11 protein-coding genes are annotated in these 19,022 nt (G+C 48.8%); 1 reads left to right on the top strand and 10 read right to left on the bottom strand.

What is annotated here, in order from left to right; all coding sequences use genetic code 11:
• Positions 1 to 45: 45 nt before the first annotated feature.
• Positions 46 to 951 carry a sterol desaturase family protein gene (locus tag HGH91_RS02395; RefSeq protein ID WP_168736854.1) on the bottom strand — a complete coding sequence of 302 codons (906 nt, stop codon included), beginning with the start codon at positions 949 to 951 and terminating at the stop codon, positions 46 to 48.
• A 319-nt stretch (positions 952 to 1,270) separates the two neighbouring features.
• On the bottom strand, positions 1,271 to 2,086 hold the full coding sequence (locus HGH91_RS02390; protein ID WP_168736853.1) for a DUF1080 domain-containing protein: 816 nt from the start codon (positions 2,084 to 2,086) through the stop codon (positions 1,271 to 1,273).
• Positions 2,087 to 2,184: 98 nt separating this feature from the next.
• Between HGH91_RS02390 and HGH91_RS02385 the strand changes: the two genes are divergently transcribed.
• The gene (locus tag HGH91_RS02385) at positions 2,185 to 4,080 is read left to right on the top strand and encodes a hypothetical protein (protein ID WP_168736852.1); all 1,896 of its coding nucleotides are present in this window, start codon (positions 2,185 to 2,187) and stop codon (positions 4,078 to 4,080) included.
• Positions 4,081 to 4,130: 50 nt separating this feature from the next.
• On the opposite strand, the gene HGH91_RS02380 is transcribed toward HGH91_RS02385, so the two are convergent.
• The 8 genes from HGH91_RS02380 to HGH91_RS02345 form a co-directional block, all read right to left on the bottom strand.
• Complete coding sequence (locus tag HGH91_RS02380; RefSeq protein WP_168736851.1) at positions 4,131 to 4,940, bottom strand: hypothetical protein; 810 nt, start codon at positions 4,938 to 4,940, stop codon at positions 4,131 to 4,133.
• Between the two features lie 66 nt (positions 4,941 to 5,006).
• Positions 5,007 to 6,479, bottom strand: a complete 1,473-nt coding sequence (locus tag HGH91_RS02375) for a hypothetical protein (protein ID WP_168736850.1) — start codon at positions 6,477 to 6,479, stop codon at positions 5,007 to 5,009.
• An 89-nt stretch (positions 6,480 to 6,568) separates the two neighbouring features.
• Positions 6,569 to 9,805 carry a TonB-dependent receptor gene (locus tag HGH91_RS02370; RefSeq protein ID WP_168736849.1) on the bottom strand — a complete coding sequence of 1,079 codons (3,237 nt, stop codon included), beginning with the start codon at positions 9,803 to 9,805 and terminating at the stop codon, positions 6,569 to 6,571.
• Between the two features lie 105 nt (positions 9,806 to 9,910).
• On the bottom strand, positions 9,911 to 10,885 hold the full coding sequence (locus HGH91_RS31170; RefSeq protein ID WP_168736848.1) for a FecR family protein: 975 nt from the start codon (positions 10,883 to 10,885) through the stop codon (positions 9,911 to 9,913).
• Between the two features lie 101 nt (positions 10,886 to 10,986).
• Positions 10,987 to 12,843 carry a sigma-70 family RNA polymerase sigma factor gene (locus tag HGH91_RS02360; protein ID WP_168736847.1) on the bottom strand — a complete coding sequence of 619 codons (1,857 nt, stop codon included), beginning with the start codon at positions 12,841 to 12,843 and terminating at the stop codon, positions 10,987 to 10,989.
• Between the two features lie 215 nt (positions 12,844 to 13,058).
• Entirely contained in the window at positions 13,059 to 15,197 is a 2,139-nt protein-coding gene (locus HGH91_RS02355) for a hypothetical protein (RefSeq protein WP_168736846.1), read from the bottom strand.
• Between the two features lie 10 nt (positions 15,198 to 15,207).
• Complete coding sequence (locus HGH91_RS02350; protein WP_168736845.1) at positions 15,208 to 17,454, bottom strand: glycoside hydrolase family 20 zincin-like fold domain-containing protein; 2,247 nt, start codon at positions 17,452 to 17,454, stop codon at positions 15,208 to 15,210.
• Positions 17,455 to 17,546: 92 nt separating this feature from the next.
• Complete coding sequence (locus tag HGH91_RS02345; RefSeq protein WP_168736844.1) at positions 17,547 to 19,019, bottom strand: SusD/RagB family nutrient-binding outer membrane lipoprotein; 1,473 nt, start codon at positions 19,017 to 19,019, stop codon at positions 17,547 to 17,549.
• Positions 19,020 to 19,022: the final 3 nt, after the last annotated feature.

The raw sequence follows: 19,022 nt of genomic DNA, 5'->3' as shown, positions 1-19,022 counted from the left end.
ATTGACAGGTATAGGAGCAGGTAATAAAAATAGCCTGGGATACCGCTACACCACTGCACTCCCCTCTTCTTCCGCCAACTGCCGCTGCAGGTCTTTACTGGTTTGCGACTGTCCATCATGGCTCCATCCCGGCGCATAAAACAGGTATTTCAGTTTATCTGCCGGTGAATCGGCTTTTTTCATGTCCTGCCACAGGGCAATAAATTCATGAAAAATGATGTTCACGGGGCCACGGTTTTCCAATTCTTTTACCAGTCCGTACTTCACCTTATCTTCCGGCAGTTCTTCCTGGAAGGTGCCAAACAGACGGTCCCAGAGGATCAGGAGCATGCCCATGTTTTTGTCCAGGTACCGGTAATTGCTGGCATGATGTACGCGGTGATGAGAGGGCGTCACAAATATATACTCAATTACCGGGTGCAGTTTCCCGATAGCCTGGGTATGGACCAGGTTGCCGTAGATCTGTGTAATGTAGTAGGCAAACAGGATATCCAGGGCGCTAAAGCCCAGCAGGCTCAATGGCACGAAGAAGAATAACCGGTACATGGGTTCAAATACACTGGAACGGAACCCGGTGGTAAGGTTAAACTGTTCGGACGAATGATGGGTAACATGCACGGCCCAAAACAGCCTGATATAGTGCCCGGTGGCGTGCAGCAGCCAGTACAGGAAATCCTGTAGCAGGATCAGTACCGTCCAGTAAAGGAACACATTGGGAATGATAAAAAAGCGGTAGCGCCGATAACAGAAATCCAGTAAAAGGTAAGTACCGGATTTCATAACCACGTTTACGAGGAAGTTAACGCTCATCAGGTAAATGGTGGTCAGGGTGTCTTTGGAATCATAGTATTTCTTATCGTGTTTGTAGCTGAAATAAGATTCCAGGAGGCTTAAAATAATAATAGTTCCGAACAAATAAACAATAGCCGAACTCAAAGTTGATTCTGTCATAGGTAATACATTTCCGGGGGATTTCTCCCATTACAGGTTTCCCTTGCAAATTTAGACGAGTGCCGGGAAAAAAACCCCTATACTACCACTAAAAATTATTTTTTGCAAGGAAAAGGCGATCAGCGGTCGTGTATTGGCGATGAACGTTCTTATTTTACCGGCAGGAACCGGAAAGGATATTTTTCCCGCCAAGCTGCAAAGCAGGAAAGAATTTAAGATGAAAAGAGCGAATTTCAAGCCCGCAAAGCGGGTTTAAAATTCGCTTCAATCTCCACTCCTTTATTACTTTGCGTCCTGGCGAGAAACAGTGAAGTGCAATTTATTTCCTGGCAGGCGCCGGGGTCAAATCCATGATCTCAATATGCCTGAAGTCCACTGGTTGCCCTTCGCTCTGCAAGGCAATGTAGCCTTCCGACAAGAGCTTCCCATCGATCTTGATGGCCGGATTATAGTCATGCACTACGCCCCCGCCAATCTGCGGCTTGGAATATTGTAATACTGTATCGCCGTTGATAATATGCGTGATCAGGGAGTCGCCCAATACGATCAGCTCCCCGCGTACCCATTGTTCTCCTTCATAAGTATGGGAAGACGATTCGATGCAATGCGTTTCATCCAGCTTTCCTTTGTATACCACGTTGGTACCCGGGGAACACATGTTGCCCGTGGGCCGGCGCTGACCATTCCCTAAGCCCGCCAGCAGCTGCATTTCTATAGAAATAGGCCAGTCCTGCTCTTTAGGCATGGTACGCGGATCCTGTGAATGAAACATGACGCCACTGTTGAGCAACGTATATTCCGGCGCGGTAGGGCACCACTTCCCTACAAAGCGGTACTCGAACTTCAGGTGATAATGCGAAAAAGGCTGTTTATAATACAAGTGGCCAAACTGGTCATTAAAGTCGCCATACTGGTCATAGCGCACTTTAATAATGCTGTCCTCTACCCGGAAGGTATTGCCGAAGTTGTCGCCCACCTCATGGTGATGAATTTTGACTATCCAGTCATTGATATCCTTTCCATTAAAAAGAGGGATCCATTTAGGCGGGGTATCTTTTTTCACTGTTCCTGCACAAGAGATAAAACCGGCAAACAAGGCCATGGCCAGCGTCCGGGAAAAACGATGCTTTATCATAACGTTAGAATTATTCGACCGGCAAAATAGCTTTTTAAAACAAAGAATAAAAGTGTTTATTCCTATATTTGGCCCTTTGCCAAAACCCGGATAGCGGAATGAATAAGTTGATACTACTGGTAGCGCTTTGTTTGTTAGCCACCAATGCTCTAGCACAGGAATTACATGAAAACATTACCAAACAGGATATTTCCATCCTGCTATTGCCCAATAGGGAAAAGGGGTTGCTGAGAGGACCTGTAAAATCGTACCTGCAATGTATCACCAATTACGATGGGAAGGGTACGCCCAGCAATGCTTTAACTTATCAAGCGTTTGAGTTTACGTTATCAGGTTGGCCGTCGAAGCTGATGAGCTATACCAGCACCGATAAAAGTATCCCTACAGTATATTATTACACCGGTAACCGGATAGACAGCAGTGATGGACCCGGGAGGAAAATATACCTGTACAACGACGACAACAGCATCCGCCAGATAGATACCTATGGCTACATGGAGGGCGACAGGTATACCCTTCAGCAGTCCGTGCAGCTTTTCTACGACAAGCGTCGCCTGGTAAACAAAAGTATTACTACGCAACGGGATCAGCCGGAAACTACCACTACGTATACTTACAATAAAGCGGGGAAGTTAACCGGATCACATACGACCAGCACCAACCAAGATATGGAATGGAGCCGCGAGTTTGAGGAAAAGGCGCAACTGTTGCGGTTTAAGACCAGCTATAAAAATACGCCGGCCAACAATTTCATGACCACCATGGAGTTGAATAAACAAGGAGATATATCAGCTACCACCTATAGCGGTAACGGGAAAGTATATATTAATACCTACCAATATGAGTACGATGCCAAGGGGAACTGGATTAAACAAACCCGGTTAATGAATGGACAAATGGATTATGTGGCACGTCGCTCCTACCAGTACTACCCAGAAGGCAACGGGCAAACCGGGCTTGCCACAACTGCCCCCGACATGCCGGCCCTTCCAAACCTGTTGCTGGCAGCGGAAGTAGTAGACTCCTTTACCGCTGCACTGAACCAGCGCCAATATACGCATGCCTGGCAATACTGTACCGGTAAGCGCTGGGGCACTGCGGCACAGTTTTCCAGTGTAAAAATGTATGGTGGCATCACCGCAGCAAGGCTGCTAAAGCCGCTTTACCAGTCTATTCCCGGAGCTGAGCGTACTATCAACATCACAGCAACCGTGGCGGTCGACGACCCGGTAAACGGCAACGGCATCTTTGAGCAGGAATACCAATTGCAACGTGGCGATAATGGCTGGAAAATAGCAGGGATACGGTTGATCAGCAGCAGCCGGGCCAGCGACAACTGGAGCCTGCAGGTGGCACCCGTGCCGGACTTCAACGCAGACCAGGTGATGCACCTGTCCAAGGCGGTGTATGATACGGTATCCTTGTTGGCCGATGTAGGCGATCACGACAGCATCGTCAGATCCCTGGATACCCTGCGCTTCTTTAAAACAGATAAAAAACTATATGCGCTGGCAGTATTTACTAACCAGGGACCCCAATACGGCGCCGCCACTGGTTGGTGCGACATCCTGCTGTTTAGCAAAAACGCTGATAAATGGCGGCTGCAAACCTTTCTCCTGAATGCCGGTGGCGGTGGCATGTACGGCTATTCCGGCCGCTTCCTCAAACTATTGCGTACCGGCGATGAACAACTCGGTATTGTACTGGAAGGCGGACTTACCCACATGGGAGAAAATGTATCCTGGGTAGATGTTGTTGGATTACAGCGCGATCAGTTGTCGCCGCTTACGCACCTGGTTACTTCTTATGAATATGATAACGGTAGTGATAGCCGCCGGTGTTACGACAACAAATTCCGCTTTGAGAAAAACGGTCGCCCGGGATATGATCTGATCGTAGAAACCGCTTCTTCCTGCGGTGTGGCGCCGCGGAGATATATTATACCCTATAGCGACGGGTATAAGTTACCCAAGGCACTGGAACAGGAATTATAAATCATTTTCTGTAAAATAATGCCCCCGCTTCTGGCGGGGGCATCTTAATTTTATAACTGGAACGCTATCTGTGTATCCGTCATATAGTACACCTTACTGCCGGTATCGTATGAAAGAGGGAAAATGGAAATGCCGTTGATGAGACCGGCCGCCGCCTGGGCGTTGCTATCATCATTAATAAAGTTATAGGCAGAATTTTCGGGGGCACCAAAATCACGGGTATATTCTGCATTGGGGTCTACACCGTTTGCGGCGTCACGAATAACAATGACGTAGAGGTTCCTGGTGCCATCGGCTGATTTTACGGGCAGTACTACTTTCTCAGACATGCCTCCTAATGGTATATTTTTAAGGATAGTAACGGAATCTGCGGGATTTGCCGTATAGTCTTTACTGTTGTTGCGGAAGATCGTTACATTGATTTTTCCGGAACCGAAATTGGTAAACTTATTAATAAGAATAAATGCAATGCTGTCGGTAGAAGGATGTTCAAAATCGCTGCCTTTCACAAACTGGTTAAATCCTAATGCAGGATCGTAGGCATAGGACAATGACAGACTGTTGGTGGTGACATTCACGGTAGTATCTTTCAATACCGTGGCGCTGCCTTTTTTCCGTATGCTGAGCTGTAATTGACTTTTCTGTTTTAACAACACGCTAACGCTGTGGCCTTTAATATTTTCAGCGGTCCTTTCCAGGCGTCCATCCACAAATACATCCAGTGTATCCGTGGTGGTTAGTACAAAGGGAACTGACAATTCCATGAACTTCTCTCCTTCCAGCAGTGTGCCTTTTTTACAGGAAAACAATCCTATTCCTGCCAACAGGCAACATAAGAATCTTACAATAGAATACCTCATTTGATAATACATTGATTAAAAAGTGACCGATCCCCCGGAGGGGACCAGTCACGCCATAAAAACTGATTAGTAATTGAATTTAGTCCATCCGGTAGCCCAGTTGTTGGCAGCTACACCATCGAATGCACCTCTGTAGGTAGTACCTACTAAACCAGCAGGTAAGCCGGTAGTTAAACCACCTGTCAGCGCAGGAGAAGCTACCGCAGGAGCGCCTGTTCTTGGCAGATAGAAGTCAACAGGAACCCTGTTGAACGGATCTTTCAATCTGATAGCCAGGTTAGCATCTGTTGCATTAGCATAGCCGGTGTTGTTATCAGCCGGGTCAGCATAAGGCTTGGTAGCGCTGTAAGGATAAGCAGGATTGCTGTGGAAAGGCACATTGAATGCGTGTACCAGGTTATTTTTAATCTTAGATACACCATCTCTGTACTTTTCCTGAGTAGTCTGATCTGCTGCAGTACCACCGGTAGGAACAGTGTTATCCAGGAAGATACCGTTGTTGAAGCCCAGGAATACTGAGTTGTACACTTCAAACTGGCTGCTTCTTCTCCATTGTGCAGCTACACCATATTTGCCGGTACCAGAAGGGGCAAAGTTGGTTTTAGTAGCCAGCGCCTGGTTAGGCTGACCAATGATAGTGAGGTTAGCAATCAATGGTTTGGTTACCGGGGAACGAGGGTTACCAGTAGCGTTGTTGTCGGACTCGATACCGTTAGAACCGCTCTTATCAGCACGGGTAGTATCTTCTACTACTAACGCGTACTGAATACGGCCACGGAAGCCATTGTCGAAATCCAGACCATCATCCAGCGGGTTTACTACTACCACGTGTGTAGCATTTACAGTACCGCCAAAGAATTCGATACCATCATCAGCAGCTTTGTACACTTCTACGTAGTCGATAGTAGTACCACTACCAACACCGCCGAGGGTTAAACCGTTGATTTCATTGTCGGGTGACAATTCAAAACCAGCATACTCAATACGTACGTATTTCAGGATACCGGAGTTGTCGGTGTCAACAGAACCGCCATAGTAAGGAATCAATGGAGGTACACCGCCAATACCTTCGATACGGGCAGTATCACCCAGGTTGGTGGTAGCACGGCCCAGAATGATGATACCGGAAGTTTGGCCGGATGCAGGGCTGGCGCTGTTGGTAGTGAAAACAACGGGAGCGCTGGAAGTACCGTTGGCTTCAATTTTAGCACCACGGGTAATTACCAGACCACCACCTGGAACGCCGGCAGCGCCTGGGATTCCTTTGATAGTAGAACCGGCATCGATCTGGATTACATCCAGGGTGTCTACGTATACCAGGCCACTCAACAGGTAAGTACCGCCTGTGAGGTGAATGGTATCACGTACCGCTTTGCCGGTACCCAGTACACCGCTGAGGGTAGCACCATTAGGTGGTACAATCTGGGTAGCACTTACCGGGCGATCTGCTTGCTGATGTGCGTCTTTCTTACAAGAAACTGTGAGTACACTGGCAGCCAGGATAGTTGCAGCTGCAGCGTAGAGGTTAAACCTGGTCATCAATCAAAGATTTAAAATTAGAAAATAGGAAACTAAAAACTGTATATACCGGTAATACATTCATTTACTAACGCTGTGACGGGGTTTCCTTAAAAACTGTATCCCAGCGTAAAACTGTACGTTCTGCCTGGCGTGAGGCGATGCTGAACAAAGTCCTTATCCTTTTGATACATTAATTGCTTCGCGGTACGTTGCTCTCCGGATGTTTCTTCTCCATCGCCGTGGTTAATATAGATCAGTGAATAACTGTTTAACAGGTTGCTCACGTTGGCGCGAAAAATCATTTTATCTTTCAGTAGGCGAATGGCGACCTGTCCGTCCAGCGACTCCAGGGGGCGTTCATACTGTGAAATATAAAAGTTCTGGCTCGGTACAAACAGGCGGTTAGTCACATAATTATACATCAGGCTCACAGATACGGGCTTGATATCATAGTAGGCTCCTGCATTGACCATCCAGTTGCTGGCGCCCTGCTGCGGTCTGTTTTCCCACTCTCCTATGCTTTGTACCAGCACCATTTTATTGGAGCCCGGAGGGTCTTCCTTATACGTTATACTGGAAGCCTTTTTTACCCTGGCAAACAACCGGGTGCCGTTGGCGTATAAAGTAAGATTTCGGATGACTGGCACCCGTGTAAAAGCCAGTGATTTGCGTATTTCCACCTCTATTCCCCGGTTCTCCGCCACATGACTGTTACGCAGCGTGTAGAAGCCACCGTTGAAGTCCTTAAAGATCTCCATGGGGTTATCTATTTTTTTATAGAAAAGGGATAAAGACAAGATCTCTCCTGGTCCGGGATAATATTCGTAGCGGAGGTCCAAGTGTTTGATGCGTGTAGATACGATCGGGTCATTGCTCATGTATTCATCTCCCAATTCAAAATCATATTCCTTGAAAAAGGTCAGTTCGCGTAAATCAGGACGGATAATACTCTGGGCGTAGGAACCTCTAACATTCATTTTATTAGTAGGGCTGTAAGTCAGGCTGGCGGAGGGAAACAGGTTCCAGTTCTTTTCCCGGTTATACAGGGAGCTCAAGTCATACTTATTGGCATTGCCAATACTACCAATCACTTTTTCCAGCACTTCATTTACCTTATTCAGGTTATAATACTCTGCTCTCAGGCCCCATACCAATCTTAATTTACCCGCTAGCTTCTGGTCAAACATACCATACACAGCATGCAACGTAGCGAAGCGATGGAAGTCATCTCCAAAATTATCAAAGGCAAACTTGTAATCAGAGTTGGCGGGGTCAAAGAACGAAGGCACCGGCAGCGGTATTTTTGAAACCGGACCTGCTGTAGAAGCACGTGCTACGTAAAAAGAACGGTCTTTATACCAGCCTGCATACCCTGCTTTAAACGCGTTGGTTAATACGGTATTGCCTATATTAAAACGGAAAGGTATCTGCGTATTTACATCCCAGTTAAAGTCCGACTCATAGGCTCGTGTCCACCAGCGCATAGCCCCATCAATCCCCCTGGCCTCGGGCGGTCCCACCATCAGGTAGGGATCAGTAGTGATGCTATCATCCGGCGCCGCCGCATTCATGTGGTGATTGTCGGGACGTTGCCGGTCTAGTTGAACGTACGTGCCAAGCCATTGTATCTTAATGCCTTTTCCACCAATACTGTGTTCCCCTTTCAACTGGGTTTGCCACAAGCGGGTCCATTGCACGTTATCGTAATACCCTACTTTCTGTCCGATGATACCACCTCCCATATCACTTAATCCCTTCCCAAGGATCAACTGCTGATCCAGTGTATTAACGTATAACGATTGAAGACTGATCTTATGCTTGTTAGTGGTATACCCCACGCCTGCCAGGAATCCCATATTGGTGGTGAAGCCATATTGGTTTCCCCGGAAGATGATAGAATCATCGCCATTGATTTTGCTAGGTTCGTAGCTAAAACCATCCCGTTGTGATTCTACGCGTTGGGTTTGCAGCGTATTGCGATAGCTCACCGCAGCCAGCAGTCCCAGCTGACGGCTATTACTAAGGTTATTAACATGCCCCCATGCCAGCTGGTAATTTTGTGAGGGATGAGCTTTCATATTATAGAGTCCCCAGTTGTTATTCATCACCTGTCCTTTCTTCAGGGGATATTCATAGTTACCGGTTCCCGGCTGAGGGGTAAGGCCAGCGGTTTCCGCCCGGATAGAAGAAAGATTGGGCCAGCTAAGCTTTCCGAAAAGTTCCCGGTGCTCCGACGGGCGTCCCAGGTATTCTTTGTCCAGCTTCAGGCTGAGAAATTGTTTGCCGGTGGTATTGTCGTTTATGCTTCCTCCCACGCTGACAGTAAAGAAATTCTGTGTAGGAATGGCTTTCGTTTCCACGTTCACCAGCCCTCCGCCAAACTCAGCGCTCATATCCGGCGTAATGGTTTTATATACCGTGATATTATCGATGATATTAGAGGGGATGATATCGAAACTGAAATTCTTCCGGTTCAATTCTGTGCTGGGCATCAGCTGACCATTGAGCATGGCGCCGTTGTATCTTTCGCTCATACCGCGTACCACCACATATTTATTATCTACCGTCGCTACGCCGCTTACGCGTTTTAATACTTCTCCCACATTCTTATCTGGAGTACGGGCTATTTGTTCCGCGCTGATACCATCGGTTAAAGCGGCGGCATTTTTCTGTCGGTTATACAATGAAGCAATGGATTCTCTTTTAGCGGTAGCATTGACCGTTACGCCTTTCAGGTTGGAAGCAGTGGCTGCCAGCATCACGTCTTTTATGGTTGCCTGGCCAGCTTTCACCGCGATGTTAGCCACACGGGTATTGGTAAATGCCAGGTGGCTGAATTGTACTTCGTATATGCCTTCGGGTAAGGGAATAGTATAAGTGCCATCAACCCGGGAGGTAGTTACTTTAGTGCCTTTATTAACAGAGATGGTAACGCCTGGTACCGACTCATTCTGGTCATTAAAGATCCGGCCCTGTAGACTACCCATGGCGGATTTTCCGGCGCCTTCGTTTTTATTGCTTTTACTACGGATAGCAATGATATTTTCTTTCAGTTCCACCTCCAGTGGCAATTGTTCATCTACCAGCTGTAAGAGCGCAGATAAAGGCATCGGGCTTTTAGGAATATTCAGGCGCAGGGAAGCTATTTGTGCAGGGTCGTACAGGTACCTGTAATTTCCCTGCTGTTGTTGCAGCGAGGTTAGTATAGCGGCTACCGGCTGTTTGCCAACCGGTAATTTCACCAACTGCTGTAAGCCTTCCTGGTGCTGGGCATACAGCGTTGTTAAAGGTAGGAAAGAAACAAGACACATGATCAAAACGATACTTCGTACAAATGACCTCATTGATAGTATAGCTTTTATTTGTTTTTAAAAATGATCCGTATGGGCAATAGTATAGCTGCTCAGCATATTGCTATGCTGTAGTACATTACTTGTTGTATCAAAAATTTACTCTTTGCTGATCTTACACCCCGATGGTGTATAGGTCACCTGTAGCTGATGTACAAAGGTGATGGCTGCTACAATGGTTTTGAAATCGTCTGATGTATTGAATGTACCTGAAATACGCTGCTGGCCTGCCGTTTCCGTTGCTGTCAATTGCTGGTTATACTGGTACGATAACCGGCGGCATACTTCTTTCAGGGTAGTATTATTAAAATAGATCTTATCTTTTATCCATCCGGTAGATTGTTTTACCAGGCTATCCTGCATAGGTTCCATCAGCTGGTTATCTTCAAAATCCACTTTCATACCGGGTGTGAGTATACGGTCGCCGGCGCCGGCGGTGGTAACAGCCACCTTGCCTTCCAGCAGACTTACGCGGATAGCGGTATCCCGTATGGTAAAGGCGCTGATATTAAACGCGGTTCCGAGTGCCGTAGTGGTAATGCCGGCCGTGTGTACGCGAAATGGTTTGCTTTTATCGGGCGCCACTTCGAAGTACGCTTCTCCCAACAGTTCCACTTCCCTGGCAGCTTCATTATAATTATCCGGATAACGGAGCACCGCATTTTTGTTGAGCCATATTTTGGTGCCATCGCCCATTATTACCGAGCGGATCGCGCTGCCGCGGTTGTCCAGTTCCTTCCACTCCTGCCGGGCTACCTGGCTGACTGCCGCTTTCTTTTTACCGGCAGTCAGGGCGTAAAAGATGGCTGTTGACAAAACAAGTAAACCCGTACATACCGCTGCATACCTGGCCCAGCTGGCCCGTAGTATGCGGATCTTAGCCTGGCGGGGTAGCGTAATAGGCGGTGGTGTTATAGTAGCAGAAGGATTTTCAATGGCATCCTTCCATGTCGATTGTAAAAATCCATCCAAAAGGGCATGATCACCGGCATCCAGGTAGGCCTCCACCAGGACGCGTTCTTCGGCCGTGCATTGTTGTTTAAAATAACGTTCTAATAGTTGTTGTGTGATCACCTCTTAATATTTGAATGAATTATACAAACAGAACGAATGGCGATAAAAAAATGAGGAGGAGAAAAAGGTGAATTCACATTTTGGTAACATTGGAGATGAAATCAGGGATGGGTAACCATTACCGGGTAGGCCATGGCCCCAGGCGTAATGTGCTGCCGGGGGGCATTTGCGCTGGCAGGGGCTATACGGCCACCAGGAGCGCCTATCAACTGCAATGCCCTGGCCAGCAATGGATCGCTGGTATTGCCGAGTGGCTGCAGCGGCAGGCTGGCCAGTTCATCTACCGGGTAAGCAGGCACCAGGCCCTGGTGGTAGCCACCAGCGCCGGTAGCATTCAGCAGTTTATAGGTAATGGGCATGAGCACCCAGGGAATTCGTTTAGGGTTACGGGTATCCGTAATAGTGATCATGCCTTCATCTTTGCCGAGGGTGGTGCCGCCTACCTGGATCACTGTAACATAGGGTTTCAGACTGTTAACCACCATTTCTGCTGCAGAGGCGGTATGTGGCCCTGTTAATATATATACTTTATTTAAAGGTAGCTGCAGCGCCTTTACCTGTTCAAAGCTCACAGGAGTGCCTTGTTCCGGTAACGCCATCGCCCGTTCAAAAGTGATGCTACGGTTACCCAGCCGGCTATTACCGTTATATTGGGCAAAGATATCCGTGGATTTAATATTGTTGCTCACCAGGGCGCACAGTACCGCCGCCATGGCCACACTTCCGCCGGGACTATAGCGCAGGTCGATCACCAGGTGCTGAATGCTTTGCTGATGATAGGTATTGAATGCCTGGAGCAGCGCGGCTGATTGCAGGTCGTCGAAATAATTAAAGCAGAGATAAGCCACGGGTTGAGGCGTACGGGTAAGGATAAGAGACTGCTGCACTGCTGGTTCTTCTGTGATGCCCCCTCCGGTCACAGGTTGTTCGGTGGTTTCTGTTACCTTCCCGTCGGCAGCCTTGTCGGCCATCCTGAGCTGGCCTTTGCGGTCTTTGACCAATGCCGACAACAGCGTGGGAGCATTGCCTACGCTGAGCGTCTGGCCGTTGATACGGGTAAATAACTGGCCCCGCGTGAGTCCTTTGGACGCAGCGGGCGAGCCGGGTTGTACGAGCTGTATAATTCCCAGCGCACCACCTGGCGCTTTATCATCGCTCACCACCGTCACTTCCATACCATAAACGCTTCTTAAACTGGCGGGGTAAGTATTCCAAACCGCAGGATCATATAAAAAAGAAAAACGGTCGGCCGCATTTTTTAACGAGTTAAAATAGGCAGGCGCTTCGCTGGAACCATCGGGACTGCCCGGTAGTCCATCTTTCCAGTAGTAGAACCATTGCATGCTATCCAATATCCAGCGGTTTACTTCCGCTGTGGTAACCGGACCGGTGGGAGTAGATGGCCCATCATTTCCCTTGCGGCAAGACCATAATACCAAAGCACCCACCAATATCACGGTGGTGTTGCCAATTCTTTTGCGGATAAAATGAGTGGCGGTTTTAAGGTGGGTACGTACTGTTGTTACAGAGATGTTGAGCATAGCGGCTATTTCTTTATGTGAATACCCCGAATCGCGGAATTCGTATACGGTGCGGGGCTTGTCGGGCAACAGTTGCAGGATATTACTCAACCGGTGTTTCAATTGTTTGTAATCGATATTGGTAACGGTTTCGTCGACACTGCCGGTGGAGGTATGCAGTATATCCTTATATGCCTGGGCGCTGGTGGTCGCCCTTCGGCTCTCATCGATGACTACCCGTTTGGCAATAACAAATAACAAGGGAAATATATCTTCCTGATTACTATCAATGGTATCTATTTTTTCCCAGAGGCGGAGAAAACATTGCTGGGTAATATCTTTCGCCCGGTGTGGGTCGCCACAGAGCTTATAGGAGAAGTCATAGACCTTCTGATAGTTAACATTATACAACTTGATAAAAAATACCGCTGCAGACATTAGGTTGAAATATGATAACCAAAATAAGCTGTTACTATTAACGCAATGTTAATGGCGGCGGTTTTTTTTCAAGTCGCGTATTTATAGTTGGATTACAATTGTTTAAAAACTATTATTTGTTTCACGCAAAGGAGCTAAGGAGCAAAGACGCAAAGAAATACTAAGGATATCAGTAAAATTCCTCTGCATCTTTGCTCCTTAGCTCCTTTGCGTGACTATTCGAGCACTTTGAGGTAGCGCGCCATCCAGTAGGGCAACAGGAACTCGTCGCCGGCCAGCTCTGAATCGCCGTTATGACCGCCATCGAGGGTAAAAGCATTGGCATTGTGCCGGTGCACGGGCAGTTCATCGAGTGGCAGCAAGGTCGCCGTGGTCTGGTTGCGGAAATTAGCCGGCAGCAGCGTAATATCCTGACGGTGACTATTCGTGATGGTCCAGGTGATCAGATCCATGGGGAAGGTTTGCAACCACCAGGTGGTAGCTGTTGCATCAAAATCTCCGGCAGTAGCCATTGTAATGAGGTTCCACAATGCATTCTTTTCTGGCCGTTCCATTTCCCAATGATTGCGGATAGCTGTTTTATATTGTTCTTTCAGTTCCGGCGTAAAGGCATAACGGTATAACACCCAATAGGTAAGAAATGCCATTTCATCATCGGAGTGGTTCCAGCCGCCGTTACCCATATCGATGCCCATATGCAGGTAACCCGGCGTAGGCTTGATGGTACGGTAGTCGATGAGTATATTTTTCAGGTAACCATGTTTTTTGATCAGATCATAGGCAGCTGTTTTGTAGCGTTCTTTACCTGTGAGGGCATAGGCCAGTTGCAGCCCTGCCATGATGGTAGTGCTTCCCAGGCGGCGATCGCCGATGGTGGTGGGATACCAGTTGATGTACTCCGGTCCCCAGCGGCCCCAGAGCGTAGGCTTATTATCGATATCCGTGAGGGTATATTTATGGTCGAGGATATGCGTCATGATCTTATCAATGAAAGCAGTGACCCGTTGTTGCTCTTCCGGTGTTTCGGCCACCATTTCATGTAGTACGGCCGCAATCCATATATAGGCCACAAATTCGTCGCTGCTGGTATGCCCTTTCCATTCCCATTCGGGGTCTGGTGAATCTCTCCATCGTTCCGGATCTGAATTTTTGTATCCTTTTCTTTCGAAGGTACGGGAAGGAAAACCGGTCAACTGGTTAACAGACAGTATTCTTTCAAAGGCTTCAAAGGCTTCCCAGGCATAGCGTTTGGCTGCCGGCTCTTTGGTAGTGGCGTACCGGAATGCCTGGCTGCCCAGGTAGAAGCTGGACCACAGGCCGTCATTGTCGGTATCGGCCATTTGGGCGGTACTTTCATCCCCGGGGGGATCCAGCTGGAGATTCGCGATGAATCCATAGCGGATATGTTTTTCGCGGATCTTGCGCTGGAAATAAGCTGCTTTCTGTGCCAGCGTTTGCCGGTTGAAAGTGATTTTATTGAGACCTGTACCGGTTAAAACATACACATCGCCGTTACTATCCACGGTCATGCCTTTTACGCTGTCCTGGTCCAGCCAGCGGCGGGAGGCAAAATACCGGCAGGCGTTGTCGCCTTTCAGGAATGCGCCTTGTGGGGTACCGGCCCATACCTGTCCATTTACGATGAGTAACTGCTCAATATCGGTAACGGGTATACTCAGTTGTAACGATAAGCTGGTATCCCCGCTATGGCGATTTACGGCGTAATACCCGTGATGGGTGCCCAGCACAATATCCTGCCCGCTGAAAGCCATGGCGGTGGCGTTGTTTACGCGGTGTACGGGAATAAACTGATTATCTTTCAGCTGGTATACTGCTTTGGACGTTAGTATGAAAAATTCGCCCCCATTCGCTTCCATTGAAGTAACACCTTCCCGGATATCAGGCAGTGATGTTAGCTTTCCATTGTCGGCAATAGCCATCGCCTGAGCGCCTGCCAGCAACATACGACCATTCACGTCGACGGCTACACGCTTAAACTTTCCGGATGGGAGATTAATGTAAGGAATACCGGCATAGCCGTTGGTCAGGCATTTATCGGCATACAGGTAGTATAAATGTCCGCTGCCCTCGCGGATAGTAACATCCACGGGAATCTTTTGTGCCAGGGGACGAAAGCGCAGGTCCCTGACCAGCTCCTGCCCGCTCAGGCGATAAAAGCCTTCTTTGGTAAGCACCTGCACGTTATCATTGTAATCGGTGACTACCTTTACCATATGTAAGCCTTGTGGCACGGTGTATTTTACAGACACCGCCTGCGTAAAGGGATCATCGGGCGTAGCCCAGGCGGAGCATGACAGCAGCAGGCCCGTGGCCAGGTAAATAACTTTCTTCATCCGTATGCATTTATAATTTAATCAGCCACACTTCGGTGACCCTTGAATGTTGGCGCCAGTTCAGATGTTCTTCGTCGATGTTGTCCCAGGTGAGCAGCAGCGTACCGGTTTTAGTCAGGTCTGCCGGTACCGGAAATTCCTTTAGTTCGCCGATGCCTTTGCCATACAGACCGGGCGTGAGTCGCACGCCATTGGCTTTCAGCAGGCTTTCCCCATAGCCGGTTACCCTCACTACATACCGTGCGGTGGTGTCGAGGTGATCGTAACGCAATGCCGACGGCCAGCGCAGGCTCACCATCCACGACAGGCGTTTGCGGCTGTAGCCGCTCTCCCACCAGTCGAAGCCCGGCGTATCGCTGCGGCGTACGAGCGGATCGGTATGTAAATCTTCCGACCGGAGTACATGGGGAGATTTGGAAATATTGGCTACCGCGTCGTAAAAACTGCCCGGGCCGGGGTTTTCCCAGTGCGCCAGCGTATCCAGCGCTTTACGTTGTGCCGTTGCCGGTAGTGTGCGGATATATTTGAATTTATCTTCCAGCCACCAACGATTATTCAAAGGCCTGTCGAGGAAGTCGAGCACCGCTCCCCTTTCCGGGCCTGCGGCTTTGTATTTGGCGACGCTGGTTTGCAGCGCAACAGATTGATACAGTGCCTCGCATAAATCGACAATGCGCTGGCGCCATACTGGCGCTACTACCGTATCCGCCTGTTGTAATATTTTTTCTGCGCGGGATATTACATCGCCGCTATCCAGCAGTACCTGGTTCACGGCTGTTTCCAGCGCAGCGTCGCGAATGGCACGCTGCCGCGTATAGGCGTCGTAGTAAGCCCTGAGCAAGCACATTTGCCAACGCCAGTTGGTGCTGAGTTCCGGGTGCTGCTGTTCCAGCTGCTGCCACCATCCGAGGGTGGCAGCAATACCGGCGTTGCTGGCAATAGGCCCTTCCCAGTTTTTTTCCAGCGCCAGGATTCCTTCTGCGGCAGCATCCCTGGCGGTAGAACCAAAGAAGAAATTGGCGTATTGCTGTATAATTTCCCGGACATCTGCCTGGCTATTCCAGCCGAGCATACTCCAGGTCATTTTATTAATGTCATCATGGGCGCCATCAGAGTAACTGATAAATCCATCCATCACAGGCGCTATAAACCGGTAGATATTAGCGTAGTACTGCGGTTGCGGATTCACCGGTTCCCGGCCCAGGGTAAACGCAAAGGCCGGATCCCACCATACCACGGGGTAGTCGCATCGTACGGTGTGGGTAATATCAGGATAGTGGCGAATCTTATACCGGGCCGGCAATGCTGCCCGTGTATCTTCCAGCGAGGGGCTGGAGGGACCTACCACGATCCCTCCCAGCCACCGCGGCTGGTGTTGGGTGATATAGGAATAAACGAACGTACAGGCATCGGGGTTAAAGCCCTGGAGCGATAACCAGATCAATGCTTTCGGGTGATATTTTTTTAGCCGGGGCGCCAGCTCTTCGAGGAAGGGCAGCACCGACTGTGGGGTATTGTCGCCCGGATCGCCGCCCGGGAAGAATACGGCATCCAACCGGGGCGACTCCCGGAAGAGGGAATCGAATTGTAGGAGGAAATGATTTCTTTTGGCGGTATCCTGCAAATCAAAGGTGGCGGGCGTCCACACGGAAAAGTCCAGGTCGTATTTTTTACAGTATTCGCTGATGCGAAGATTCATGTCGTGGGAAGGAAGATGGAAATGCGGCGATGGCGGCATAAAGGGAATAGCCTCAATGCTGTTAGCCCCAAAGATGGCCAGTTCGCGGATATAGCGTTCGTATTGTTCCGGCGTCCATCCGTCGTAGGAGTTAGCGAGATTGCGGTAACCGATCTGGTGGCCGCGGATCGCCTTTTCCGGGGTAGCCGTCACATTGATCCCGTCTGCCAGCTGTACTTGCTGCGGCAGGTAGGTCATAGTACGGAGCAAGTACCCTACTCCATACAGCAAACCACGTGTATCCGGCGCCGTTACCCGGATCTGCCGGTGGCCAGCAGCCGGAATGTATTCAACATGATAAGATTCGGGGGCTCCAGGCGCTAATATTAACAGCATCACATCGCCGGTTGGTGGCATCCTGGTGGCAATAGGCCAGGAAAGACCGGTACGGCGCTGTACTTCTTCCTGCAATACCTGTGCAGCAATCTGTTTGTCTTTACAAACGATGGTAACCTCCTTCCATACAGCAGCAGTGCATAGCAGTGGAATTAATAGCAATAAAGTAAGGAATCCTTTCATTATTTCACCCAGGAAAATTTAACAGGAATAAAGTATAAGGAATAGCAGGACAGGTACAGCCCCCACCTCAGTGAGGGCTGTGTGTAATAATATTATTTCAGGTACCACATCAGGGTAGTCTGTTTATCCGGACCAAACTGCGTTAACGCCTTCAGGTATTCGTCGTTGTTCGTATCACGCTCACCGGTGGGATAGATGTAGCGCTTGGGCAAGCTGGTGGAGGCAGACAGCGGACCTAGTACGAACTTAGGAAAGCCGGTACGGCGGTTATCGAACCAGGCTTCTGCTCCTTTCAGGAACCCGGCAATCCACTTCTGACCTATCAGCTGTTCCAGCGTACCGTTATATTTAACAGACGGCTGATCGTAGAAGTGGGCATCGATGGCCACCTGGTCTACGCCGTAGTATTTCATACTGGCGCCAATACCATCGTAGTAGAGACTTTCCGCAGTTTTACCTGCTACGGTTATTTTACCAGCCTGTACACATTCTGCCAGGATGAAACATACTTCCGCATAAGTCATCATGGAAGCTTTCACCATAGGATGACTATTACTTTTGAACATAGCTGACAAGCGGGAAATATGATCTGCTCCGCCGTTGTAATCATATGGTGCAGGAATGGCATTGGGTACGCCCACGTATGGATTGTTATCAACAGTACCACCCGTCAGCACATCTACTTTGGCGATCCAAACACCGAGACGGGGATCGTTGCGTTGTTGTAGCGCATCAACGATTTCCTTACTGGGCTTACGTTTATCAAACTCTGAAAAAGAATTGGCCAGGAGCCCACCCGGCCAGCTGTTGGCGCCCACATCTCCCAGGTACTTTATTTCTGCGTTGTCTGCATTACTTTCAAAGATGGGATACTTTACCTTATCATTGATAATGGCCTGCATATCGGTAAATGCGGGCGCATAACTCTTTGATATGCGCAGCAGCATTCTTAACCGGAGCGAGTTGGCAAACTTACGCCACAGCAAAGGATCCCCGCCATACATCGCGTCTGCGGTAGCATCTACTCTATTGGTAATCGTAGCCAACTGGTCGTTGGCTTCTTTAAGTGACTGAAGCAAAGCAGGGTATACTACCTGTTGCTGATCATATTTAGGATGCAGGATCCGGTCCTCTTTCAGGCGCAACGCCTCACTATATGGGATATCGCCAAACAGGTCGGACAGATAGGCAAAGTTAAATGCCTCCAATACTTTTCCTACGGCTATATATTGCGGTACGTTCTGCTTTTTAGCCTGGTCCATCATTTCATAGTTGACCGAGAGTTTGGAATAGTTACCATCCCAACTCTGAGGGCCCCAATCGAACTTATCATTACCTTCGTTACGTACCATCGTAATGTAACGCCCAGCAGATGCGGGTTCATTGAAGTAGGCATCTTCCTGGTAATCATAAGCGGTATTGATCAACGAGGTAGACAGCAGGAATTCAGGGTTGATCACCTGCGATTTGTTCGGATTTACATTGATGTCTTCCAACCCCTTCTTACAAGCGGAGGAAAGTATCACCAGGCAAAACAGTAGATATATAACAGGTATGCGTTGCATAAC

Source organism: Chitinophaga eiseniae, from assembly GCF_012641265.1.
Classification (GTDB): Bacteria; Bacteroidota; Bacteroidia; order Chitinophagales; family Chitinophagaceae; genus Chitinophaga; species Chitinophaga eiseniae_A.
This window is presented reverse-complemented; position numbering and strand designations above follow the sequence as displayed.

Bases quoted from the DNA above. Each gene is read 5' to 3' on its own strand.
- HGH91_RS02345 (WP_168736844.1), bottom strand. From the start codon at position 19,019: ATGCAACGCATACCTGTTATATATCTACTGTTTTGCCTGGTGATACTT.
- HGH91_RS02380 (WP_168736851.1), bottom strand. From the start codon at position 4,940: ATGAGGTATTCTATTGTAAGATTCTTATGTTGCCTGTTGGCAGGAATA.
- HGH91_RS02395 (WP_168736854.1), bottom strand. From the start codon at position 951: ATGACAGAATCAACTTTGAGTTCGGCTATTGTTTATTTGTTCGGAACT.
- HGH91_RS02360 (WP_168736847.1), bottom strand. From the start codon at position 12,843: ATGTCTGCAGCGGTATTTTTTATCAAGTTGTATAATGTTAACTATCAG.
- HGH91_RS02390 (WP_168736853.1), bottom strand. From the start codon at position 2,086: ATGATAAAGCATCGTTTTTCCCGGACGCTGGCCATGGCCTTGTTTGCC.
- HGH91_RS02370 (WP_168736849.1), bottom strand. From the start codon at position 9,805: ATGAGGTCATTTGTACGAAGTATCGTTTTGATCATGTGTCTTGTTTCT.
- HGH91_RS02375 (WP_168736850.1), bottom strand. From the start codon at position 6,479: ATGACCAGGTTTAACCTCTACGCTGCAGCTGCAACTATCCTGGCTGCC.
- HGH91_RS02350 (WP_168736845.1), bottom strand. From the start codon at position 17,454: ATGAAAGGATTCCTTACTTTATTGCTATTAATTCCACTGCTATGCACT.
- HGH91_RS02355 (WP_168736846.1), bottom strand. From the start codon at position 15,197: ATGAAGAAAGTTATTTACCTGGCCACGGGCCTGCTGCTGTCATGCTCC.
- HGH91_RS02385 (WP_168736852.1), top strand. From the start codon at position 2,185: ATGAATAAGTTGATACTACTGGTAGCGCTTTGTTTGTTAGCCACCAAT.